Annotated in this window: 21 protein-coding genes and 1 pseudogene; 11 read left to right on the top strand and 11 right to left on the bottom strand. The window is 72.4% G+C overall.

Translation table 11 applies throughout. The features are described 5' to 3' along the window. Positions 1-144: 144 nt before the first annotated feature. Positions 145-609: a nuclear transport factor 2 family protein gene (locus tag ACZ7MG_RS39400; RefSeq protein ID WP_471395526.1), complete on the bottom strand. Its 465-nt coding sequence runs from the start codon at positions 607-609 to the stop codon at positions 145-147. Positions 610-731: 122 nt separating this feature from the next. On the opposite strand from ACZ7MG_RS39400, the gene ACZ7MG_RS39395 reads away from it, so the two are divergent. Then, complete coding sequence (locus tag ACZ7MG_RS39395; RefSeq protein WP_471395525.1) at positions 732-1,352, top strand: DUF4291 domain-containing protein; 621 nt, start codon at positions 732-734, stop codon at positions 1,350-1,352. A 40-nt stretch (positions 1,353-1,392) separates the two neighbouring features. On the opposite strand, the gene ACZ7MG_RS39390 is transcribed toward ACZ7MG_RS39395, so the two are convergent. Together ACZ7MG_RS39390 and ACZ7MG_RS39385 are read right to left on the bottom strand one after the other, a co-directional pair. Next, the gene (locus ACZ7MG_RS39390; RefSeq protein ID WP_471395524.1) at positions 1,393-2,646 is read right to left on the bottom strand and encodes a serine hydrolase domain-containing protein; all 1,254 of its coding nucleotides are present in this window, start codon (positions 2,644-2,646) and stop codon (positions 1,393-1,395) included. Positions 2,647-2,810: 164 nt separating this feature from the next. Next, complete coding sequence (locus ACZ7MG_RS39385; RefSeq protein WP_471395523.1) at positions 2,811-3,785, bottom strand: expansin EXLX1 family cellulose-binding protein; 975 nt, start codon at positions 3,783-3,785, stop codon at positions 2,811-2,813. 287 nt (positions 3,786-4,072) lie between these two features. Between ACZ7MG_RS39385 and ACZ7MG_RS39380 the strand changes: the two genes are divergently transcribed. Then, a complete protein-coding gene (locus ACZ7MG_RS39380) occupies positions 4,073-4,813 on the top strand; it encodes a glucose 1-dehydrogenase (protein ID WP_471395522.1) in 741 nt (246 codons plus the stop codon). A gap of 104 nt (positions 4,814-4,917) precedes the next feature. On the opposite strand, the pseudogene ACZ7MG_RS39375 reads toward ACZ7MG_RS39380, so the two are convergent. From ACZ7MG_RS39375 to ACZ7MG_RS39365, 3 genes and pseudogenes are all read right to left on the bottom strand, one after another. Then, positions 4,918-5,376: pseudogene (locus tag ACZ7MG_RS39375) on the bottom strand (chloramphenicol phosphotransferase CPT family protein); the annotation flags it as partial. 33 nt (positions 5,377-5,409) lie between these two features. Next, on the bottom strand, positions 5,410-5,589 hold the full coding sequence (locus tag ACZ7MG_RS39370) for a hypothetical protein (RefSeq protein WP_471395521.1): 180 nt from the start codon (positions 5,587-5,589) through the stop codon (positions 5,410-5,412). Between the two features lie 153 nt (positions 5,590-5,742). Then, complete coding sequence (locus ACZ7MG_RS39365) at positions 5,743-6,618, bottom strand: undecaprenyl-diphosphate phosphatase (RefSeq protein ID WP_471395520.1); 876 nt, start codon at positions 6,616-6,618, stop codon at positions 5,743-5,745. A gap of 405 nt (positions 6,619-7,023) precedes the next feature. On the opposite strand from ACZ7MG_RS39365, the gene ACZ7MG_RS39360 reads away from it, so the two are divergent. From ACZ7MG_RS39360 to ACZ7MG_RS39350, 3 genes are read left to right on the top strand one after another with little or no spacing between them, the layout of a single operon-like run. Further along, positions 7,024-8,262 carry a Gfo/Idh/MocA family protein gene (locus ACZ7MG_RS39360; protein ID WP_471395519.1) on the top strand — a complete coding sequence of 413 codons (1,239 nt, stop codon included), beginning with the start codon at positions 7,024-7,026 and terminating at the stop codon, positions 8,260-8,262. Next, positions 8,259-9,194 carry a DUF6807 domain-containing protein gene (locus ACZ7MG_RS39355; protein ID WP_471395518.1) on the top strand — a complete coding sequence of 312 codons (936 nt, stop codon included), beginning with the start codon at positions 8,259-8,261 and terminating at the stop codon, positions 9,192-9,194. The genes ACZ7MG_RS39360 and ACZ7MG_RS39355 overlap by 4 nt, the downstream gene beginning before the upstream one ends. Further along, on the top strand, positions 9,188-9,919 hold the full coding sequence (locus ACZ7MG_RS39350; RefSeq protein ID WP_471395517.1) for a cupin domain-containing protein: 732 nt from the start codon (positions 9,188-9,190) through the stop codon (positions 9,917-9,919). The genes ACZ7MG_RS39355 and ACZ7MG_RS39350 overlap by 7 nt, the downstream gene beginning before the upstream one ends. A gap of 130 nt (positions 9,920-10,049) precedes the next feature. Here ACZ7MG_RS39350 and ACZ7MG_RS39345 read toward each other — a convergent pair whose 3' ends face one another. After that, positions 10,050-10,520 (bottom strand): winged helix-turn-helix transcriptional regulator, encoded by a 471-nt coding sequence (locus tag ACZ7MG_RS39345; RefSeq protein WP_471395516.1) that lies wholly within the window; start codon positions 10,518-10,520, stop codon positions 10,050-10,052. 104 nt (positions 10,521-10,624) lie between these two features. Here ACZ7MG_RS39345 and ACZ7MG_RS39340 point away from each other — a divergent pair, with 104 nt between their 5' ends. After that, positions 10,625-11,794 (top strand): thiolase family protein, encoded by a 1,170-nt coding sequence (locus ACZ7MG_RS39340; RefSeq protein WP_471395515.1) that lies wholly within the window; start codon positions 10,625-10,627, stop codon positions 11,792-11,794. A 301-nt stretch (positions 11,795-12,095) separates the two neighbouring features. On the opposite strand, the gene ACZ7MG_RS39335 is transcribed toward ACZ7MG_RS39340, so the two are convergent. After that, positions 12,096-12,887, bottom strand: coding sequence for a TVP38/TMEM64 family protein (locus ACZ7MG_RS39335; protein ID WP_471395514.1), 792 nt, complete (start codon positions 12,885-12,887; stop codon positions 12,096-12,098). Positions 12,888-13,399: 512 nt separating this feature from the next. Here ACZ7MG_RS39335 and tuf point away from each other — a divergent pair. Together tuf and ACZ7MG_RS39325 are read left to right on the top strand one after the other, a co-directional pair. Next, positions 13,400-14,569, top strand: a complete 1,170-nt coding sequence (tuf, locus tag ACZ7MG_RS39330) for an elongation factor Tu (RefSeq protein WP_471395513.1) — start codon at positions 13,400-13,402, stop codon at positions 14,567-14,569. A gap of 119 nt (positions 14,570-14,688) precedes the next feature. Next, a complete protein-coding gene (locus ACZ7MG_RS39325) occupies positions 14,689-15,534 on the top strand; it encodes a spermidine synthase (protein WP_471395512.1) in 846 nt (281 codons plus the stop codon). Here ACZ7MG_RS39325 and ACZ7MG_RS39320 read toward each other — a convergent pair. Both ACZ7MG_RS39320 and ACZ7MG_RS39315 read right to left on the bottom strand, forming a co-directional pair. Then, positions 15,496-16,857 (bottom strand): MFS transporter, encoded by a 1,362-nt coding sequence (locus ACZ7MG_RS39320; protein ID WP_471395511.1) that lies wholly within the window; start codon positions 16,855-16,857, stop codon positions 15,496-15,498. The two genes, ACZ7MG_RS39325 and ACZ7MG_RS39320, sit on opposite strands and share 39 nt — an antisense overlap. A gap of 231 nt (positions 16,858-17,088) precedes the next feature. After that, positions 17,089-18,162: a DUF8017 domain-containing protein gene (locus ACZ7MG_RS39315; RefSeq protein ID WP_471395510.1), complete on the bottom strand. Its 1,074-nt coding sequence runs from the start codon at positions 18,160-18,162 to the stop codon at positions 17,089-17,091. Positions 18,163-18,369: 207 nt separating this feature from the next. On the opposite strand from ACZ7MG_RS39315, the gene ACZ7MG_RS39310 reads away from it, so the two are divergent. The 3 genes from ACZ7MG_RS39310 to ACZ7MG_RS39300 all read left to right on the top strand — a co-directional run bounded on the left by ACZ7MG_RS39310 (position 18,370) and on the right by ACZ7MG_RS39300 (position 21,358). Beyond that, positions 18,370-18,807: a DUF4442 domain-containing protein gene (locus tag ACZ7MG_RS39310; RefSeq protein WP_471395568.1), complete on the top strand. Its 438-nt coding sequence runs from the start codon at positions 18,370-18,372 to the stop codon at positions 18,805-18,807. Between the two features lie 195 nt (positions 18,808-19,002). Beyond that, the gene (locus tag ACZ7MG_RS39305; protein WP_471395509.1) at positions 19,003-20,595 is read left to right on the top strand and encodes a carboxylesterase/lipase family protein; all 1,593 of its coding nucleotides are present in this window, start codon (positions 19,003-19,005) and stop codon (positions 20,593-20,595) included. A 112-nt stretch (positions 20,596-20,707) separates the two neighbouring features. Beyond that, positions 20,708-21,358, top strand: coding sequence for a DedA family protein (locus tag ACZ7MG_RS39300; protein WP_471395508.1), 651 nt, complete (start codon positions 20,708-20,710; stop codon positions 21,356-21,358). A 95-nt stretch (positions 21,359-21,453) separates the two neighbouring features. Here ACZ7MG_RS39300 and ACZ7MG_RS39295 read toward each other — a convergent pair whose 3' ends face one another. Next, positions 21,454-21,996: a gamma carbonic anhydrase family protein gene (locus tag ACZ7MG_RS39295; RefSeq protein WP_471395567.1), complete on the bottom strand. Its 543-nt coding sequence runs from the start codon at positions 21,994-21,996 to the stop codon at positions 21,454-21,456. Between the last annotated feature and the right edge of the window lie 15 nt (positions 21,997-22,011).

The following is a 22,011-nucleotide window of genomic DNA, read 5'->3' as shown; positions in this document are numbered from 1 at the left end:
GGGCCGTGGGTTGCGTGCGGGGCGTGGTGCGTGCGGGCCCGTGGGTGCGTGTCGGTCGGGGGCTGGGGGATGGCGGGTTCTCGGCGTGGGGCGGGTCGTTTGGGCGCTGGGGTGGTTGTGGGGCCCGTGGCCCGTCTGGTGGGGTCAGGGCTTGGGGGTGTGGCGCCATTTTTCGTGGATCATGACCGTGCTCACGCGCCAGCCGTCGGGGGTGCGGAGGAGAGTGAAGGTGTAGCGGCCGCCGCTGATGAAGTCGGGGGTGGTGGGGTCGGTGTCGGGGCCGGAGAGGCGCATCGGGTTGATGTAGTCCGCCTGGACGCGGGCGGTGTCGCCGGTGTCCTGCTCCAGCTGTCCGAAGCGCACCCGGCGGTTGACGATCAGGTGCTGCCTCATCGGGAAGAGTTCCATGCTGCGGGCCAGCCACTCGGCGATCTGCGCGGCGTCGCCCTCGATGCCGCCGGCCGAGCGGTAGTCCGCGCGGCCCTCCGGTGCGAACAGGTCCCGGTACGCCGTCCAGTCGCCGTCGTCCACCGCCACCGCGTACTCGGTGATCAGGCCGTCGACGGCGAGTCGGTCCATCACGGTCGCGAGCTCCACGCGCTGCGTCATCGGCTCAGTGTTGGGGCAGGGGACGCGCGAAGCCAAGGGGTGTGCGCCCGATATCGACGATCGAGATTCGGACGATCGATATTCAGTGGCTCGGAAGGGCCGCCGTGATCGAACCTGGTCCGGTGAGTGAGAGTGAGCGTCCCTCGGTGGCGACCGAGCCCAGGTTCCGTGTCCGTGCCCGCCAGACCGCCGACACGGTCACCGTCTACCAGGCGTACCGCCCGGAGATCGGCGTCCCGGCCGCCCGCAACGGTTGTTTTCCGGCCTCGTGGAAGCGGGACCGGATGACCTGGATCAAGCCGTCCTTCCTGTGGATGATGTACCGCTGCGGCTGGGGCCTGAAGGAGGGCCAGGAGACGGTCCTGGCCGTCGAGATCGGTCGCGACGGCTTCGAGTGGGCGCTGCGCAACTCCTGCCTCTCGCACTATGTGCCGGAGCTGTACGAGAGCCAGGCGGACTGGAAGCGGGAGCTGCGGCGGTCGCCCGCTCGGGTGCAGTGGGACCCCGAGCGGGATCTGCGGTTCACCCCGTTGCCGTACCGCTCGCTGCAGCTGGGGCTGGCGGGTGAGGCGGCGGCCCGGTACGCGGACGAGTGGATCGTCGGCATCGAGGACGTCACACCGCTGGCCAGGGAGATCCACGGCCTCGTACGGGCGGGTGACCTGGCGGCGGCCACCGCGCTGCTGCCCGAGGAGCGGCCGTACCCCGTCGCGGACGACATGCCCGCGCATGTGCGCGCCTGAGCACCGGACCGGCGCCTGAGCACCGGGCCGGCGCTCCCTGTCAGCCCGGCCGGCGGCCCAGCAGGGTGCAGACCGCGTTCTCCTCGATCGCGCGGAGCCTCTCCAACAGGTCGGGGTTGAGGGTGCGGTTCACCTGGGTGGTGAGGGAGAAGGTGAGGGACTTCCGGCCGTCGGGGGTCGCGGCGATCAGCTGGGTGTAGCCGGGGAAGTTCCCGGTGTGCCCCAGCACCACCCCGCAGCGGGTCTCGTAGCGGAAGATGGCGAGGCCCGCCGTGTTGCGGCCGGGGCCGGCCGGTTCGGACGCCCCCTCGATCCAGCGGCGCTGCTCACGCAGCACCGCTCTCGACGTGAGCTGTCCGGAGGCGTAGCCGCGGATGAACCGCGTCATGTCACGCGGCGTGGAGACGATCCCGCCCGAGGCCCACACCCCGGACGCGCTGAGCGCCTCGCTGACGTCCTCCGGCGGCGCGGGCGGCTCGACGGCGTACCCGTGCATGTACGGCTCCGGCATCTCGTAGCCCAGCGGGAGGCTGGTGTCGCGCAGCCCGAGCGGCCGGTAGACGAGCCGGCTCAGCAGTTCCTCGTACGGCCGCCCGGTCACCGCCTCCGCCATCAGCGCCACGGCGATGTTGTCGGAGTTGGAGTACCGGTACTGCGAGCCGGGGCGGAAGCGCAGCGGTTCGTCCGCGACGAAGTCCAGCAGGCGGCGGGGGTCGAAGGTGCGGCGCGGGTCCGCCAGGAGCAGTTCCAGGAACTCCGGGTCCTCGGTGTAGTCCGGCAGTCCGCTGGTGTGGTTCAGCAGCTGCCGCAGCGTGACCGACCGCCAGGCGCGCGGCAGTTGGGGCAGGGTGCGGCCGATGGTGCTGTCGAGGCGGAGCGACCCCTGCTGCACCAGCCGTAGCGCCACGGCGCCGCTGAAGGCCTTCGCCGTGCTGGCGATCCGCATGTGGTCGGTGGGCTCGATCGGGCGGCCGGTCTCCAGATCGGCGACACCGGCACGCAGGACGCGGGGTGCGCCGTCGCGTTGCAGGAGGACGATCACTCCCGGCGGGCCTCCGGGCGTGGCGACCAGCTCTTCGAGCTGCCGTTGCAGGGCGCGCTCGCCCCCGGCGTCGGAGCGCGTGCCGGCGGCGCCCGCCGTCGGGGCGAGGAGCAGACCGCCGAGGCAGGAGGCGCCGAGCAGGGCGACGAGGGACAGCCGGAGGGGGAGGCGGAGGGCGAGGCGGGAACGGGGGCCGGTACGGGCGCTCGTATGGGGACGGGGGCGCGGGCGGGAAACGGGTGAGAGCGGCATGGGGGTCCCGGGATGCTCAGGGGGCAGGGGCACCCTCAGCATCGGCCGGGACCTCGGCCCCGCGCGCGTGCGCTTGCGCTATCCGGCGGATCGGCTCGGACCCCCCGCCCTCCGGGAAGGGAAGAGGGCGGGGCGCGGTCAGCGTGCCGTGAACGGCACCCTGGTCAGCGTGCCGTGAACTGCACCCCGGTCGGCTGCGCGACGTCCGGTCGTACCGCGAGCCCGTCGACGGTCAGCCGCTCCCCGTAGATGTCGGTGATCCGCAGCGCGCCGCCGCAGCCGGTGCCCTGCTCGGAGAGGAAGTAGTTGTACTCGGTGCGCGGCAGCGGGGTCCAGCCGCCGCCGTCGCGGACCTCCAGCCGTGCCACGGGGTTCCGGTGGCCGATGACCTGGACGCCGCACCAGTACTGGCTGGACCCGGTCTTGTAGCGGATGGACAGGGGGTCGGCCGAGGCGGGGCTCAGCAGGCTCCAGGTGATCGGGATCTGGCCGCGCGAGGGGGCGGCGAGCTTGGCGAATGCCTCGGCGCTGAGGTCGAGTTGGCCGGGTTTGCAAGGTGCCGGGCACTCGTTGGTGATCCGTACGGTGACGGCGGCGCCGCCCGCCGCGCGGACCCGCACATACGCCCCGCACGCCTTGGACACCTCGTAGTCGGCGGTGTTCATCGCGGCCGTCATCACGTCGTCGCTCGGGCCGAAGGAGCAGGCGCCGCCCTCGCCCGTCCCGGCGTCGTAGAAGGTGGCGACGCCCTCGTAGTCGACCCCGGGACGGATCCGTCCCGCCAACTGCCCCGAGGCGGACCCGGCTTGCCGGGTGACGGCGGGCGACGGCCGGGTGGGCTCGGTGGTCGGGGCCGCCGAGGGGGTGGACTTCGAGGCCGACGGGGACGGGGACTTCGAGGGTGTCGGGGAGGGCTTCTTCCGTTCCGGCGCGGCGGAGGACGGATCGGTGGCCCGGGAGGTGGTCGCGACGGGTGCGTTGCCCACCTTCCCGGCGGCTTCGGTGTCGCTGCCGCGGTCGGGGCCGAAGGCGATGACGAGCGACGCGGCGAGCCCGACGGCCGCGACGGCGGCGACGGATATGAGGGCGGCGCGCCGCCGGGGCCGGCGGGCGGAGGAGCGATGGGAACGGGCTGCCACGTTCAAGTCCTTCGGTTCCATTCCTTCGGTTCCCTGCGCGGTTCGGGAGAACCGGGAGAAAGCGTGGGGTGTGTGGGGCTCGCGTGAAAGGAGCTTGCCACTCATCGGTTGCCGCCGGGGCCGGAATGGTTGCCCTCGCCGCGCTGCCCGACCGGGCTGCGATCGTAGGATGATCGATCGCCGAGTCGGGTCACCGCCCGCGTCGGGCGATCGTCGCGTCGGGCGGTGGCCGCGTCGGGCGGTGGCCGCGCGCCGTCCGTGTCATGTGCGCTGTCTGGGAGGTCGGTATGTCACGTCCGGTCACGGTGGTCACGGGTGGGAGCCGGGGGATCGGTGCCGCGACCTGCCTGCGGCTCGCGGCGGACGGTCACGACGTGGTCGTGGGCTACGTGAACGACGGGGCCGCCGCCGAGTGGATCGCCACGGGGGTGCGGGCCAACGGGGCGCGCTGTGTCACCGTCAGGGCCGACACGTCGGTGGAGGCCGATGTGGACCGGCTGTTCGAGACGGCGGCGGAGCGGCTCGGGCCGGTGACGGGGCTGGTCAACAACGCGGGAGTGACAGGCCCGTTCGGACGGCTGGCGGACACCGACACGGAGGTGCTGCGCCGGGTGGTGGAGGTCAACCTCCTGGGTGTGCTGCTGTGTGCGCGCCGTGCGGCCAGGGTGATGGCGGCCTCGGGGAGCGGTGTCATCGTGAACGTGTCCTCGGCGGCGGCGACGCTGGGCAGTCCCGGTGAGTACGTCCACTACGCGGCGACCAAGGCCGCGGTGGACACGCTGACGACGGGGCTGGCGAAGGAGCTGGGGCCGGACGGCATCCGGGTCAACGCGGTCGCGCCCGGGGTGATCGACACGGAGATCCATGCGCGGATGGGGGACCCGGAGCGGGCCGATCGGATCGCCGCGTCCGTGCCGCTGCGGCGGCCGGGGCGGGCGGATGAGATCGCCTCGGCGATCGCGTGGTTGATGTCGGCGGAGGCGTCGTACACGACGGGGGCGGTGTTGCGGGTTTCCGGGGGGCGGTGAAGCGCCGTGGGGGGCTTGGTCGTTGGCCGGCCGCGGGGCGTTCGTGGTCGCTCGCGCAGTTCCCCGCGCCCCTTTTCAGGGGCGCGGCTTCGACCGGCCCGTAGTCACAAGTCCCTCCTCTTGTCCCGGAGTTGCTCGAAGGCCGTCGGTCTCGGGCGGTGGGGCAGGAACTCCTTGATGCGGGAGGCGCAGGCGAGGGGGTTCGCGTGGCTGGTGTCGCATTCGATGTCGTAGAGGCCGTGGGCGTGCACCTGGTCCAGCTGCCGGGCCGCGAGCCCCGCCGGTCGGTCGCCCCGCTGCCGTTCGCGTCGTTCGAGCTCGTCCCGGTCGCAGCGCACGCCCACGAACACGACGTTCTCGGGGACGAAGAGGTCGAGGCAGTCCCGTAGCCGCCATTCCGCGCTCAGGACATGGTCCATGACGACGGTGTTCCCCGCGGCGGCCATGCCGGCGATCGCGCGGTGGTAGCCCCGCCAGGTGTCGTGCAGGACGGTGGTGAGCCGCTCGGGCGGCAGTTCCCGGCGGGTCCGCATGGCGTGGAAGGCGTCGACCGGGATGTGGAAGGCGCCGCTCGGCGGCCGGGCGGCCCGGAGGAGTCACGCGGCCTCGATGATGTTCTCGCGTATCGCCGCGGCCCACTCCACGACCAACAGCTCGTACTCCGCCCGCTCCTGTGCGGAGAGGGATCCGCCCGCGTGCCGCCACAGGGCTCGGATCTGGTCGTTCAAGTCGGCGGCGGACCGCACGGAACCACGGGCAGGGGCATCGGGGGACATGCCGACAAGAGTAGGCGCCGGGACTGACAGTGCGCTACCGGTCGGCTACGGATGCCGTATGTGGTTGGTCACGGACGGGAGTTGGGGAGGAGCGGGCCGTTCGTGCGGGGCCTGCTCAGCCCCCGAACGGTCCGCTCGGCCCGAACGGTCCGCTCAGCCCGCCGACTCGCCCGCGTGCGGACTCAGGACGCCCATGGAGACCAGGACGACGATGAGGATGCCGAGGGCGATGCGGTACCAGACGAACGGCATGAAGCTCTTGGTGGAAATGAATTTCATAAACCACGCGATTACTGCATAGCCGACGAAGAAGGCGATGACCGTGGCGAAGATCGTCGGGCCCCAGGAGACATGGCCGCCCTCCATCGCGTCCTTCAGCTCGTAGCCGCCCGAGGCGATCACGGCCGGGATGGCGAGGAGGAAGGAGTAGCGGGCCGCGGCCTCGCGCTTGTAGCCCATCAGGAGGCCACCGCTGATGGTGGCGCCGGAGCGGGAGACACCGGGGATCAGGGCCATGGCCTGGCAGAGGCCGAAGATCAGGCCGTCCTTGACGCTGAGCTGTTCCAGGCTCTTGCGCTCCTTGGCGGCGCGGTGCTTGCCGCCCGTCTCGTCGCGCGCGGCGAGACGGTCCGCCACGCCCAGGACGATGCCCATGACGATCAGCATCGTGGCCGTGAGGCGCAGATCACGGAAGGGGCCCTCGATCTGGTCCTTGAGGGTCACGCCGAGGACACCGATCGGGATGGAGCCGACGATGACCAGCCAGCCCATCTGGGCGTCGTGGTCGCTGCGCATCTCCTTGTTGAACAGGGAGCGGGACCACGCCGAGATGATGTTGGCGATGTCCTTGCGGAAGTAGATCAGCACGGCGGCCTCGGTGCCGATCTGGGTGATCGCGGTGAAGGCCGCGCCCGGGTCCTCCCAGCCGGAGAAGGCCGCGGTCAGGCGCAGATGCGCGCTGGAGGAGACGGGGAGGAATTCGGTCAGCCCCTGGACGAGTCCGAGGATGAGGGATTCAAACCAAGACATGAAGTTACGTGGTCCAAGCGCTGATCGTGGAGGGCCGACGGAAGACGTGCCGCGCCGCGGGGCGGGTGATCACAGGTGCTGGAGGCAGCCTAGCGCCCCTTGGTGACAGGGCTGGCACAGGGGTTTCGCAGGGCCGGGCCGGGACCTGGCAGAGGGTGTTCGGGGGACCGGACGGAGGGTGCGTGGGGGAGCGGACGCGGGGTGTGCGGGGGACGGGTGGAGCGCGGGCGTTCCGAGGCGTGGAACGGCCGGATCCGTGGTGTTGACCAGTCACTATGTCCGCACATACTTTGCTGGCGAGGGAAAGCGCTTGCCGTGGTGAGGGTCGCCGTTCCGCCGGAACCCCCCGCCACCGGGCGCCCGCCACCGTCCGATGTCCCGTTCGATGGAGTGCTGATCACGTCCATGCCCACACCCAGCAACGACCCGAGCCCGACTCCGGACCACCGTCCCCCCGCCCCGCTGGCCGGCCGCCGTGTCCGGGCCGCGATCATCGGCATCGGCGCCATCGGCGGCGGCTCGCATCTGCCCGCGCTGGAGCGGCTCGCCGAGGAGGGCGAGACCGAGGTCGTCGCCGCCGTCGACATCGATGCCGACGCGGTGGCGAAGTTCTGCGCGGAACACGGCATCCCGCACGGCTACACCGATCTCGACCGCATGCTGGCGGAGCAGCGGCCCGACCTGGTCAGCGTCTGCACCCCGCCCACCCTGCACCGCGACCAGACGATCGCCGCGCTGCGGGCCGGCGCCTGGGTGTGGTGCGAGAAGCCGCCGGTGCCGACGCTGGCCGACTTCGACGCCGTCGAGGCGGAGGAGGGCGCGGAGACCGGGGGACCGTACGCCTCGATCGTCTTCCAGCACCGCTTCGGCTCGGCCTCACGGCACGTCGGAAAGCTGCTCGCCGAGCGGAGCCTCGGGCGCCCGCTCGTGGCCCACTGCCAGACCACCTGGTACCGGGACACCGCTTACTACGCCGTGCCCTGGCGTGGACGCTGGGCCACCGAGGGCGGCGGGCCCGCCATGGGCCACGGCATCCACCAGATGGATCTGCTGCTCGATCTGCTCGGCCCGTGGAGCGAGGTCCGGGCGATGGCCGGGCGCCTCGTCCACGACGTGGAGACCGAGGACGTCTCCACCGCCCTCGTCCGCTTCGAGAGCGGCGCGCTGGCCACCGTCGTCAACAGCGTCCTCAGCCCCGACGAGGTCAGCCGCATCCGCATCGACTGCGAACGCGCCACCGTCGAACTGACCCATCTGTACGGCCACTCCAACGCCGACTGGACCATCACCCCCGCCCCCGGCACCCCGGAGGCGGACGCGGCGGCCTGGCGGGACTTCGGCGAGGACGTGCCCAGCTCCCACCTGGCCCAGCTGCGCGAACTGGTCGCCAGCATGCGCGCCGGGGAACGCCCGCGCAGCAGCGGCGCCGACGGGCGTACGAGCCTGGAGCTGATCGCGGCCCTGTACAAGTCCGCGTTCACCGACGCGACCGTACGGCGGGGGGAGATCGGGCCCGGCGACCCCTACTACACGGCCATGCACGGAGGCGCCCCCGGGTGGGCGCCCGGAACCGCCCAGGTGTCCGCCGACGGGAGCGCCGCCGACGCGGGCTCCGTCGGCACGAGTGAGGAGATCACCGCATGACCTTCCACGACGGGCTGCGCGTGGTCCACGCCCACGGCGACCGGATCACGGTCACCGAACCCACCACCGGCGTCGAGCTGGTGAGCTACGTCTACCGGCCCGAGGCGGCCTGGGAGGCGCCGAAGCCGTATCTGCACCCGCTGCGGACGCTCGCCGGGGACGTCGTCACCGACTTCCGGCCCAACGACCACCGCTGGCACAAAGGTCTGCAGCTGACGGCCTCGCACCTGTCGGGGCAGAACCTGTGGGGCGGCAACTCCTATGTGCACGGCGAGGGTTATCTGCCGATCCCCGAGCGGGTCGGCTCGATGACGCACACCGGCTTCGACGTCGTCGAGTCGGACGGCGAGCGGGTCGAGATCGCCGAGCGGCTGGCCTGGCACCCGTACACCGGGGAGCTGTGGGCCGACGAGGAGCGCCGGATCGAGATCCACGACGTCGACACCGAGTCGGGTTCGTGGGCGCTGACCTGGACGAGCGCGATCACCAACCGCCGGGACGAGCCGCTGCTGTTCGGCAGCCCGACGACCGCCGGGCGGGAGATGGCCGGCTACACGGGCCTGTTCTGGCGCGGCCCGCGCGCCTTCCGGGACGGGCGGATCATCGGGCCCGACGCCGAGGGACCCGGGCTGATGGGCGAGCAGGCGCCCTGGCTGGCCTACTCGGGCGAGCACGACGGCACCGACGGCCACGCCACGCTCGTCTTCGCGCACGCGCCCGAGAACGACCACACGGGAGCCGGGGGCGCCCACCCGGCGCACTGGTTCGTCCGTAACGAGCCCTTCGCCGCCGTCGCCCCCTCCTGGGCCTTCTTCGACGAACTGGCGCTGGCCCCGGGCGACACGCTCACCCGCCGCTACCGGGTCGTCGTGGCCGACGGCGCCTGGGAGCGGGAGGAGATCGCCAAGTACCTGGAGGCGCACCCGTGGTGAACGGTTCGGAGGACTCCCGGGGCTACGCGGGGCTGCCGGGCGGGGTCGCCGTCTCGCACCTGTCCGTGTACGACTGGCCCGCGACCGACGGGGTCTGCGGCGGAACTCCCCATATGCATCTGACCTGTTCGGAGGCGTACGTCGTCACCGGCGGGCGGGGGGCCGTGCAGACGCTGACCACGTCCGGGTACGAGGTGACGCCGCTGGCGCCCGGGACGGTCGCCTGGTTCACCCCCGGCACGATCCACCGGCTGGTCAACGAGGACGAGCTGCGGATCACCGTCCTCATGCAGAACAGCGGGCTGCCGGAGGCGGGTGACGCCGTCCTCACGCTGCCCCCGGAGTATCTGACCGACCCGGAGACGTACGCCGCCGCCACGCGTATCCCGGCGGACGCGCCGGAGGAGGAGCGGGAGCGGGTCGCCCGTGCCCGGCGGGACCTCGCCCTGGAGGGCTACCGGGCCCTGCGCGAGGCCTCCGGCCCGGAGCCGCTCGCCGCGTTCCACCGGGCCGCCGCCGCGCTCGTGCGGCCTCGGCTCGCGGAGTGGCGGGCGCGGTGGGAGCGGGGTGCGTGGGCCGCTGCCGCGGGGACCGGGGAGCAGTTGGAGCGGCTGGAGCGGGGGGACTTGTCGCACTTGGCCGATGCGGTTGTGCGGGCCGAGGGGCCCGCGGCGTACGGGAAGTTCGGGATGTGTGGGCGGTTGGACGTCTACAAGGGGGAGTGACGTCTGCAGGGGGAGTAGAGGGGCGCCTTTTAGCTCGGGGGGTGCGGTGGTGGGGCGGCTGGCGGTCGTTCGTGGTTGCTCGCGCAGTTCCCCGCGCCCCTGTCGGGGCGCGCTTGTGTGAGCCGGCGGCCTATGGGGCCGTCGGGCCTGTGATCTTCCAGCCTGGGGTCTGGGGGTGGGCCGTGAGGTCCTGGTGGTGGATCTCGGTGCCGCAGGTTGTGCAGGTGACGGTCGGGATGAGGGCGTTGCCGCAGCTGTGTCGGATCACCATGGGGCGGTCGTCGTCTTTTCGGAGATGGCGGTCGCCCCATGCCATGAGGGTCATCAGGACCGGTTCCAGTTCGAGGCCCGCCTGGGTGGGGCGGTATTCGAAGCGCTGCGGGCGCTCGTTGTAGGCGTGCTTGTCGAGGACGCCCGCGTCCACCAGTCGCCGGAGGCGGGTCGCCAGGACGTCGCGTGGGGCCCCGATGTTGCGGACCAGTTGGTCGAAGCGGCCGTTGCCGAGGCAGACCTCGCGCAGGACCAGCAGGGAGTACTTCTCGCCGACGATCGCCAGGGCGTCGGCGATGGAACAGGGGCGCGGGTCTCCGGAGGCGGGCATGGGCCCAGTCTAGGGGAGGGTTTGTTTTTCCAACTCGCAGGACTATGGTGAGTTTGGATTTCCTACTCACCGGTAGTCGTCCCGGCAGCCCTGGAGGCCCGCCCATGCGTGACGCAGTCGTCGTCGAAGCCGTACGCACCCCGATCGGCAAGGGCAGGCCGAACGGCGCCCTCGCCCAGGTCCACCCCGTGGAACTCCTCGCCCACACCCTGCGCGCCCTCGTCGACCGCTCGGGCATCGACCCCGCGCTCATCGACGACGTCATCGGGGGCACCGTCGACCAGGTCGGCGAACAGGCCATGAACACGACCCGCTACGCCGTCCTCTCGGCGGGCTTCCCGGAGGAGGTGCCCGCGACCACGGTCGACCGGCAGTGCGGTTCCTCCCAGCAGGCCGTGCACTTCGCGGCCCAGGGCGTGATGTCCGGGGCGTACGACATGGTCGTGGCCTGCGGGGTGGAGTCGATGAGCCGGGTGCCGATGTGGTCCAACGTGCCGCCCGGCGCGGACCCGTTCGGGCCCGGTGTCGCCGCGCGCTATCCCGAGGGGCTCGTGCCGCAGGGCATCAGCGCCGAGCTGATCGCCGCGAAGTGGTCGATCGGGCGGGCGGAGATGGACGCCTTCGCGGTGTCGTCCCATCGCAAGGCCGCGGCCGCCTGGGAGGCGGGCCTCTTCGACGCCGAGGTCGCTCCGCTGCACGGGGTGACGCGCGACGAGTGCGTACGGCCCGGCAGCACGCCCGAGATCCTCGCCGGACTCCGGCCCGCCTACCACGACCCCGGATTCGCCGAGCGGTTCCCGCAGATCGACTGGAACGTCACCGCCGGGAACGCCAGCCCGGTCAACGACGGGGCCTCGGCCGTCCTCATCACCTCCGGTGAGACGGCGGCCCGGCTCGGGCTGCGCCCGCTCGCCCGGCTGCACGCGTTCGCCGTGACCGGCTCCGACCCGCTGCTGATGCTCACCGGCGTCGTACCGGCCACGGAGAAGGTGCTCCGCCGGGCGGGGCTGACCCTCGACGACATCGACCTCTTCGAGGTCAACGAGGCGTTCGCCAGTGTGGTGCTCGCCTGGCAGCAGGAGACCGGGGCGGACCTGGCAAAGGTCAACGTCCACGGGGGCGCGATCGCCCTGGGGCATCCGCTCGGGGCGAGCGGTGCCCGGCTGACGACGACACTGGTCCACGCCCTGCGCGAGCGCGGCGCCCGCTTCGGCCTGCAGACCATGTGCGAGGCGGGCGGCCTGGCCAACGCGATGGTGGTGGAGGCGGTGTGAGGTCGGCCGGCGGGGGTGTCCGTCGGGTGCGGGCGGTGGGGTCCGTCCCGTCCGGGGTCGGCTTGCTTGCTCCGCCGGGTCCCGTCTCAGCGGGCGCGCGGTGGTGGGTTGGCGTCGGGCGAGCGCCGTGTCGATCGGGGCCGGGGCGGCGATGCAGGCCATGTGCGGGGCGGGCGGGCTGACCAACGCGATGGTGGTGGAGGCGGTGTGAGGTCGGCCGCCGGGGATGTCCGTTGCCGGGTGCGGTCGGTGGGCGCCCGCCCCGTTCGGGGCTGGCGTGCTCGTTCCCTTCGGGGCCGTCTCAGCGGGCCCGTAGGTGGTGGCGTTTGCGCCAGGCGAGCGTCGCGCCGATCAGGGCCGGGAGGGCGATGCAGGCCATGGCGATGAGGAAGGCGGGGGAGGTGGGGGAGGAGGCGCGGGCGCCGGCGACGACGTAGGCGGCGGTGTTCGGGATGGAGCCGAGGGCGGTGGCGAGGAGGAAGGGGAGGTAGCCCATGCGGGAGACGGAGGCGCAGTAGTTGGCCGCCCAGAAGGGCACTCCCGGGAAGAGACGGGCCGCCAGCATCGAGCGGAAGCCGTGGCGGCTGAGCTGCCCGTCCGCCGACTTCAGCCAGCGGTGGCGCAGCAGGGGGCGCAGGGCGTCCTGGCCGAGCATGCGGCCCAGGCCGAAGGCGATACCGGCTCCGAGGACCGTGCCGCCGAGCGCCGACACCAGACCCAGCTGGGAGCCGAAGAGGGCGCCCGCCGCGATGTTGAGGATCGGCCGGGGCACGAAGGCCACCGTGCACAGCCCGTACGCCACCCCGAACATCACCACCGCCGCCGCACCGCTCAGCTGCGGCGGCCAGCCGTCGGCCAGCAGCCGCTGCGGCTCGAACAGCAGCACCGCCGACACCGCGCCCAGGAGCAGCGCCACGAGCAGCGAGAACCGGGCCCACGGCGAGAGCAGCACTCTGCCCCAGCGGGCGGCACGCCCCGGCGGCACGGTGGGAACGGCCGGAACGGCGACTTGGGTGGCGACGGCGAGCTCCGTGGCGGAGGTCCGGGGAAGGACCGTGGCGGTGCCCCCAGAGCGGGTGGTGGCATCGAGCATTCGACGACGGTAACCGACCTGTGTAGGGGAATGTCGTACGGAACGTCTCACGGGGGTCACAACGAGCGGAACAACGAGCTCGCCCGGCACACCCTGCCCAGGGTCCCGACGGGCACCGCGCACCGCCCTGCCTGCGCCTTCCGGAACACGGCCGGGACCCGGACCCCGTTCACCTCGTACGTCCCCTTGTGAAGCATCTCTCTTCCGCTCCCTCCCGGAACCCGGAGGCACCGAAAACCATTCGACGCGGGCCGACTTGTCGACGATGATCGGTTTCATGTTCCGGCACGCCTTCGTTCTCGCCGCATCCGCGACAGTCGCGGATGTGCCGAAGGCTGCCCTTCTCACTGTCGTGGCCGCCGCAGACGGCGCCCGAAGCTGACCCTTCCCGGAGATTCCGGCGGACCCCGCAGGGGGAGGGTCGGCAAGACCTCGGGGTCCCCGTCCCGGCCGCCGTTCCGTGCCGCCGGGGCCATCACTCAGTACCGCTGAAGAGGCTTCGAGGTACCGCCATGTCCAAGACCGCTTACGTCCGCACGAAACCGCATCTCAACATCGGCACGATGGGTCATGTCGACCACGGCAAGACCACGTTGACCGCCGCCATCACCAAGGTCCTCGCCGAGCGCGGGGCCGGCACGTTCGTGCCGTTCGACCGCATCGACCGCGCCCCGGAGGAGGCGGCGCGCGGCATCACCATCAACATCGCGCACGTCGAGTACGAGACCGACACCCGGCACTACGCGCACGTCGACATGCCCGGCCACGCCGACTACGTCAAGAACATGGTCACCGGGGCCGCGCAGCTCGACGGGGCGATCCTCGTCGTCTCCGCGCTCGACGGGATCATGCCGCAGACCGCCGAGCACGTGCTCCTCGCCCGGCAGGTGGGCGTCAATCACATCGTGGTGGCCCTCAACAAGGCCGACGCCGGCGACGAGGAGCTGATCGACCTTGTCGAGCTGGAGGTCCGCGAACTGCTCACCGCGCACGGGTACGGCGGCGACTCCGTCCCCGTCGTACGGGTCTCCGGGCTCAAGGCCCTCGAAGGGGACCCGCGGTGGACGGCGTCGATCGACGCGCTGCTCGACGCGGTGGACACGTACGTTCCGATGCCGGAGCGGTATCTGGACGCGCCGTTCCTGCTGTCCGTGGAGAACGTGCTGACCATCACGGGCCGGGGCACCGTCGTCACCGGCGCCGTCGAGCGCGGCACGATCCATGTCGGCGACCGGGTCGACGTGCTCGGCGCCGAGGTGGAGACCGTCGTCACCGGGCTGGAGACCTTCGGCAAGCCGATGGAGGAGGCCCAGGCCGGGGACAACGTGGCCCTGCTGCTGCGGGGGGTCCCCCGGGACTCCGTCCGGCGCGGTCATGTCGTGGCCGCGCCCGGAAGTGTCGTGCCCAAGCGGCACTTCACCGCCCAGGTGTATGTGCTGTCGGCGCGGGAGGGGGGCCGTACGACCCCGGTGGCCAGCGGGTACCGGCCGCAGTTCTACATCCGTACGGCGGATGTGGTGGGCGACGTCGACCTAGGCGAGGTCGGGGTCGCGCGGCCCGGGGACCGGGTCACGATGAGCGTGGAGCTGGGCCGGGAGGTGCCGTTGGAGCCGGGGCTCGGGTTCGCGATCCGTGAGGGCGGCCGGACCGTGGGAGCGGGGACCGTGACGGCCGTCGAGTAAGTGGGCTGGTGTGTGTGGGGGACTGCGGGCCGGTTCGTGGCTGTTCGCGCAGTTCCCCGCGCCCCTTCAGGGCGCTGCCGCGGGCCCCTGGCCGAGGGCGCGCCCGGCACAATGGCGCCGTGAACGAAGCCATACCCGTGTCCAGGGACATCGATCAAGGGACCGCCAAGCTCATGCCCGACGTCGACCGGGAGCGGGCCTGGCTGCTGACCGTGGACGGGGCGCCGCAGTCGTATGTGGACCTGGACGAGCCGACGCATCTGGAGTTCGAGTACGCGCGACGGCTCGGGCACGCGCTGGACACGGTGGCGGAGCCGGGGCGGGCGCTCGACGTGCTGCATCTCGGCGGGGGCGCGCTGACCCTGCCCAGGTATGTGGCCGCCACCCGGCCCGGGTCCCGGCAGGAGGTCGTCGAGTACGACCGGGGGCTCCTGGAACTGGTCGTCGAACAGCTGCCGCTGCCCGGTGACGCGGGGATCGCCCTGCACCCCGCGGACGCCCGGGAATGGCTCGAAGCGGCCCCCGCGGACTCCGTCGACGTGGTCGTCGGGGACGTCTTCGGCGGCTCGCGGGTCCCGGCGCATCTGACGACCGTGGCGTACGCGCGGGCCGTCGGCCGGGTGCTGCGCGCGGACGGGGTGTATCTCGCGAACCTGGCCGATGCCGCGCCCTTCGCGTTCCTGCGGTCCCAACTGGCCACGCTCGCCACGGTGTTCGAGGAGCTGGTGCTGATCGCCGAGCCGGGTGTGCTGCGCGGCCGGCGGTTCGGGAACGCCGTGCTGGTCGCCGCCCATCGGCCGCCCGACATCAGCGCCCTGGCCCGGCGGACCGCCGCCGACGCCTTCCCGGCCCGGGTCGAGCACGGCCCGGCCCTGCGCGCCCTCATCGGCGGCGCCGCACCCGTCCGCGAGGAGGACGCCGTACCGTCACCCGAGCCGCCCGACGGGGCCTTCGGTATCGGCTGAACCGGGATCGCCGCCGGCTTTGGTGCCGGGGGCGGCCTGGGGCTGGGCCCGGGGGTCGGCCTCGGGCTCGGCCGCGGGCTTGGCCAGGGCCACCGGCAGGGTGCGCCGGGTCAGGTTGCGTACGTCCCGTACGCACAGGACCGCCGCCGTGGCGGCCACGCACAGCCCGGCGCAGCCCCACAGGGCCGCCGTACGGCCGAAGGCGCTCTCCGCCGGGCCCGCCAGGGCGGCGGCGAGCGGCACCATCGCCACCGAGCCGAACCAGTCGTAGGCCGCGACCCGGGACAGCTTGTCCTCGGGGATCTCCTGGTGCAGCGCCGTCATCCAGGAGACGCCGAACACCTCGATCGACAGACCGCTGACGAACATGGCCAGACACAGCACGGCGATCGGCGTCGGCACGGCGAGCGCGGCGGACGGCAGGGCGTACGGGAAGACGCACAGGACGCCCACGAGGAGGAGGCGGCGCGGTTTCCAGCGGGTCATGAGCAGCGCCCCGACGGCGTTGCCCGCCCCGAACAGGCCCAGGGCCAGACCCCAGGGGCCGGGTCCGCCGAGGCTGTCGCGGGCGACCTGCGGGCCGTAGACCGCGTCGGCCGCGACGATCACCGCGTTCACCAGGGAGAACTGGACCACGATCGCCCACAGCCACGCGCGGCCGGTGAACTCCCGCCAGCCGTCCCGGAGATCGGCGAGCATGCCGTGGCCCGGCTCGCGTTCCGGTATGTGGCTGACGTCGAGGAAGGCGCGCAGGGCACCGGCGAACGCGAACGCGGCGGCGTCCACCGCGAGCACCCAGCCGGGGCCGATCACCGCGACGAGGGCGCCGCCGAGGGCCGCGCCCGTCATGGTCGCGCCCTGCGAGGCGAAGCGGAACAACGCGAAGGCCCGGCCCGCCTGCTCGGCGGTGACCGAGGAGAGCAGCATGCCCTCGGCGGCCGGGCTGAAGAACGCAAGGCCGGTGCCGCCGAGCGCGGAGAGCAACATCATCTGCCACAGCCGCGCCTCGCCGGTGAGTACCAGCACGGCGAAGGCCGCCTGGGAGAGACAGTTGAGGGTGTTCGCCGCGACCATCACGCGGTGCCGGGGCAGACGGTCCGCGATCGCGCCGCCGATCAGCAGGAACAGCACCAGCGGGAGGGTGCGCGCCGCCGCGACCAGGCCGACGTCCCCGCCGTCGCCGCCCGCCTCCAGGACCGCGAACGCGGCCGCGATCAGGGCGCCGTGGCTGCCCAGGCTGGTGACGACCGCGGCCGTCGTCAGCAGGGTGTAGTTGCGACCGGCCCAGGCGGGGCGGCGACGGAAGGCGGCGGGAGTCGTCACCCGCCGACTATCGCCGCCCCCACCGCTCCTGCCAAAACGTTTTCGCAGAGCAGGGGGCCGGATCGGGCCAGCATCGCACCGGGCTCGGAGCGCGAGTTATGGAGGACGGGTCACGGAGGGCGGGCGGCAGGGCGTACGACCCCGCCGGCCCGCCGGTCCGTCCGCCCCGGTGCCCGCCCGCCCCGATGCCCGCCCGGCTCAGCCGCCCCGCCGGCGCAGCCCTCCGTCGGCTCAGCCGCCCGTCGGTTCGCCGTACAGCCGTACCGTGCTGAGGACCTTCTGCACGGTCGCGTCCGGGACCTCGTCGGCGACGTCCTTGGCGCCGTAGAACGACCAGGAGACGTAGTCACCGGCCGAGTTCTTGAACGCGAACGTGGTCGCCTTGCCGTCGGAGTCGCACTTGCCCTTCTTGGCGACGCCCTTCGAGTACGTGGTCGCGACACTGCCCTCGACGCCCGACGCCGTGGTGTACGCCTCGGGCTTGCCAATGGTCAGCTTCTTCTCGGAGGCGTCCTTCTGGTCGGTGTACCCGGCGAAGACCCACGACGCGGAGTCGCCGCGGGCGATGCTCTCGGTGTCCTTGGCGCCCTGCTGGCCTTTGGTGCCCGCCGCGGCGAGGGAACTCGACTCCTCGTTGCCGTCCTTGTCGTCGTCGGACGTGCACCACTCCTCCTTGAGGATGGCGGGTGCTGACATGCCGATGAAGGGCGACCCGTCGCCCTTCTTGTCGTCCTCGAAGCCGATGAAGGTGTCCGGCGACTGGACGTCCCACTCGGGGGGCACGTCGAAGGCCGTACCCCACTTGGGGTTGACGACGACCTTCCAGCCCGCGACGGTCGGCTTCGCCCCGGCGTCCTCACCGCGCGGGTTGTCCTCGGTGCTCTCGGACACGGTCGGCGACGGGGAGGACGAGGAGGACGCCTGAGTCTTCGAGTCGTCCTTGTCGCCGTCGCCCCCGAGGACCAGGAAGCCCGTCACCCCGGCCGCCACGACGACGGCCGTGGCCGCGATGATCGCGATCAGCTTCGTCCGGTTGCCGCCGCCTCCGCCCGGCGGCACCGGCGGGCCCGCGGGCCCCTGCGCACCCCACTGCGGTTGCTGCCCGTACTGGGCCTGCTGGCCCGTCGACTGGTATCCGGGCTGCTGGTAGGGGTTGGGTTGCTGGTACCCCGGCTGTTGGTATCCCGACTGTCCCGGCTGTCCCTGTCCCGGCTGTCCCGACTGGTCGTACCCCGGCTGCTGGTACGGATTCGGCTGCTGCGGTTGGTGCTCGCCCCCGGGCGGCTGCTGCTGTCCTGGCCACATGGCTCGTAACCATAGAGGCGCCGGGGGGCGGGCTGCCACGGGAGTCCACGAAGCGCCTTTGCAGTCGGGACGAACGGCTCCAAAACGGCGGGGGTGGACGACTGTTGCACCGCCACGGGTCATGGCACCGCCACGGGTCCTTCGTTTCGGCACCCCTGGCCAGGATTGGCTACTCGTGGGTAACATCGCACCATGAGCGCAGACCAGATGTCGATCGGCGAGATGCTCGCCGCCACCGTGCCGATGGCCAGGACCCTGAAGCTGGAGTTCCTGGAGACCACGCCGGAGAAGGCCGTGGTGGTACTCCCGGACCAGGGCGAGTTCCACAACCATGTCGGCGGGCCGCACGCCGGCGCGATGTTCACGCTGGGGGAGACGGCGAGCGGGACGATCGTGCTCGCCGCGTTCGGGGACCAGCTCTCCCGCGCGGTGCCGCTCGCGGTCAGCGCGGAGATCGCGTACAAGAAGCTCGCGATGGGCGCCGTCACGGCCACCGCCACGCTCGGCCGCCCCGTCGCCGAGGTCGTCGCCGAACTCGACGCCGGGCAGCGCCCCGAGTTCCCCGTCGCCATCGAGATCCGGCGCGGCGACGGTGCCGTGACCGGCGAGATGACCGTCGTCTGGACGCTGCGCCCCAACTCCTGAACCAGGGGCCCCTGCCCTCGCCGCACCACCGATGTCCGGAAAACGCGGTGAGGGCGGCTTGTTCCTCCGATTGACACGAGTCACCTCCGGCTCTAGCTTCCCCGCCGACACAGGCGCCGGACGTGCACCACGACGCGCACCACGACGTGCACCGCGGCGCCCACCTCGACGGCCCGCACGAAGGAGTGACGGCTCATGTCAGAAGCAGTGCCCCGGCGTTCGGTCGCCTTACGTCCCGGACGGCTGGGACCGGCGGTGGCCGCCCTGGTCGCCGCCCTCGCCGCCGCCCTGCTCACCCCCGCCCCCGCGCGGGCGGAGACCTCGGGATCCCCCCTCGTCCGCACCGGCTCCGGCTGGGTCCGGGGCGAGAACACCGCCGAGGGGCGGCAGTTCCTCGGCATCCCCTACGCCCAGCCGCCCGTCGGAGACCTCCGCTGGACCGAGCCCCGGCCCGTCCGCCCCTGGCAAGGGGTGCGGGAGGCCCGCGAGTTCGGCGACAGATGCGCGCAGACCGCGAGCTGGGACCCGGGCTACGAGCAGCCCACCCACACCGAGGACTGCCTCGACCTCAATGTGTACGCCCCGCCGGGCGGCGCCCGCAGGCCGGTCATGGTCTGGCTGCACGGTGGCGGACTGACCGCGGGCGCCGGTGAGGACGTCGTACCGGACGCCTTCGCCCGCCGTACCGGAACGGTCGTCGTGACCGTCAACTACCGCCTCGGAGCCATGGGGTTCCTCGCCACGTCCGACCTCGACGCCGAGGCGCGGGACGGTGTCTCCGGCAACTTCGGCATGCTCGACCAGCAGGCCGCCCTGCGCTGGGTCCGGGCCAACATCGGCCGCTTCGGCGGTGACCCGGGCCGGGTCACCATCGCCGGCGAGTCCGCGGGCGGCCGCTCGGTCTGCACCCAGTTGGCCTCACCCACCGGAAAGGGCCTCTTCCGCGCCGGGATCGTGCAGAGCGGCGCCTACGGCGACTGCGCGGGCCGTACCCGGGAGGCGGCGACAGCTCAGGGGCGGACCTTCCTCGCCCGGCTGGACTGCGCGGACGTGGCCTGTCTGCGCGGCCGGTCCGCCGAGGAGATCCTCACCGCCCAGGCCGGGCTGAACTGGGGCCCCGTCGTCGGCGGCGCCTTCCTGCCCGTACAGCCGGCCCGGGCGTACGCCGAGGGCGCGGCGGCGGGAGTGCCCGTCCTCAACGGCGCCAACCAGGACGAGGGCCGGCTCTTCGCCTTCGCGCGCTTCGACGGGGCCGGGGCTCCGCTCACCGCCGAGCGGTACCCGGCCGTCGTACGGGCCGAGTTCGGCGAGCGCGCCCTGGAGCGCTACCCGCTCTCCGCCCACGCCTCGCCCACCCTCGCCTACGCCACCGCCCAGGGCGACCAGCTCTTCGCCTGCTCCGCGCTGCGGCTGAACCGGACCCTCGCCGGACGCGGCCCGGTGTACGCGTACGAGTTCGCCGACCGCACCTCCCCGCCCTTCGCCTCGCTCCGGAATCTGGGAACCGACTTCGACTTCGGCGCGACGCACGTCAACGAGGTGCAGTACCTCTTCCGGCACTTCGGCCTGGAGTCACCGCTGAACGCCGAGCAGCGCCGGCTCGCCCGCCAGATGACCGACTACTGGGGCTCCTTCATCCGCGACGGGGTGCCCCGGGCCGCGGGCCAGCCCGCGATCCCGGCCGGGGGCGGCGAGATCCTCACCCTGCGGACCGCCGGACAGGGCGGCAACGCACTGAGCACGACCGTGCACGGTGAGCACCGATGCGACCTGTGGGACAACCCGTAGGCCTCCGTCGCCGTCCGAGTAAGCGGGTAGGCTGCCCCGGCGCGCGCTCCGTCGAGAGCGCGCGCCGGGGGTCCTGAGATCCGCTTGATCCGCTGCACGGGAGGAACCGGCTTTGCACGTCCAGGAGTGGCTCGAAACAGTGCCTCCGCTCGCCATCTATCTGCTGGTGGGGCTGGTCATCGGCCTGGAGAGCCTGGGCATCCCGCTGCCGGGCGAGATTATCCTGGTCTCCTCCGCGCTGCTCGCCTCCCAGCACGGCGAGATCGACCCGTTCGTCCTCGGCGCCTGCGCCACCGCCGGCGCGATCATCGGTGACTCCATCGGCTACGCCATCGGTCGCAAGGGCGGGCGCCCCCTGCTGGCCAAGCTCAGTCGGCGGTTCCCCAAGCACTTCAGCGAGAGCAACATCGCCGTCGCCGAGCGCTCCTTCGACCGGTGGGGCATGTGGGCGGTCTTCTTCGGCCGCTTCATCGCGCTCCTGCGCATCTTCGCCGGGCCCCTCGCCGGCGTCCTCCAGATGCCCTACTGGCGCTTCGCCGTCGCCAACGTCCTCGGCGGCATCCTCTGGGCCGGCGGCACCACCGCCGTCATCTACTACGTCGGTGTCGTCGCCGAGGCCTGGCTCAAGCGCTTCTCCTGGCTGGGCCTGGTCCTCGCGGTCCTGATCGGTGTCACCTCGATGCTGGTGATCAAGCGCAAGGCGAAGAAGGCGGCGGAGAAGGCGGAGGCGGCGGAGGGGGACCTGGTGACCGCCGGGGACTGACCGCGCCCCGAAGCGGCGCGGGACCGTATCGACGTGCGGCTCCGCCGCCTGGGCGCGACCAGCCGCACACCACCCGCGGACCGCTATGCGGACCGCTATGCGCCGTACTCCTCCTGCGCCGCCCGGTGCGCCACCGCCAACTCCGCGTAGTGCGTCCCGTTCAGCGTCACCATCTCCCGCTCCTCCTCGGTGAGGGGCCGCTTCACCTTCGCCGGCACCCCCGCCACCAGCGAGCCCGGCGGCACCCGCATCCCCTGCGGCACCAGCGCCTGCGCGGCCACCAGCGAACCCGCCCCGATCACCGCGCCGTTCAGCACGGTCGCGCCCATCCCGATCAGACAGTCGTCCTCGACGGTCGCCCCGTGCACCACCGCGTTGTGCCCGATCGAGACCCGCTCGCCGATCGAGACCGGGAACCCGGGGTCGCAGTGCAGCGTGCAGTTGTCCTGGACGTTGGCGTCCACGCCGATGACGATCGGCTCGAACTCGGCCCGCAGCACCGCCCCGTACCAGACGCTCGACCCCGGCCGCAGCGTCACATCGCCGATCACCACCGACGTGGGGGAGACGAACGCCGCCTCCTCCACGTCCGGCTTTCTGCCGCCGAACGTCGTGATCAGGGCCCGCTGCCGGTTCATCGCCGCCTCCAGATG

Source organism: Streptomyces sp. NPDC107538 (assembly GCF_055657445.1).
The sequence above is the reverse complement of the archived record's forward strand: the minus strand, read 5'-3'. Positions and strand labels throughout refer to the sequence as shown.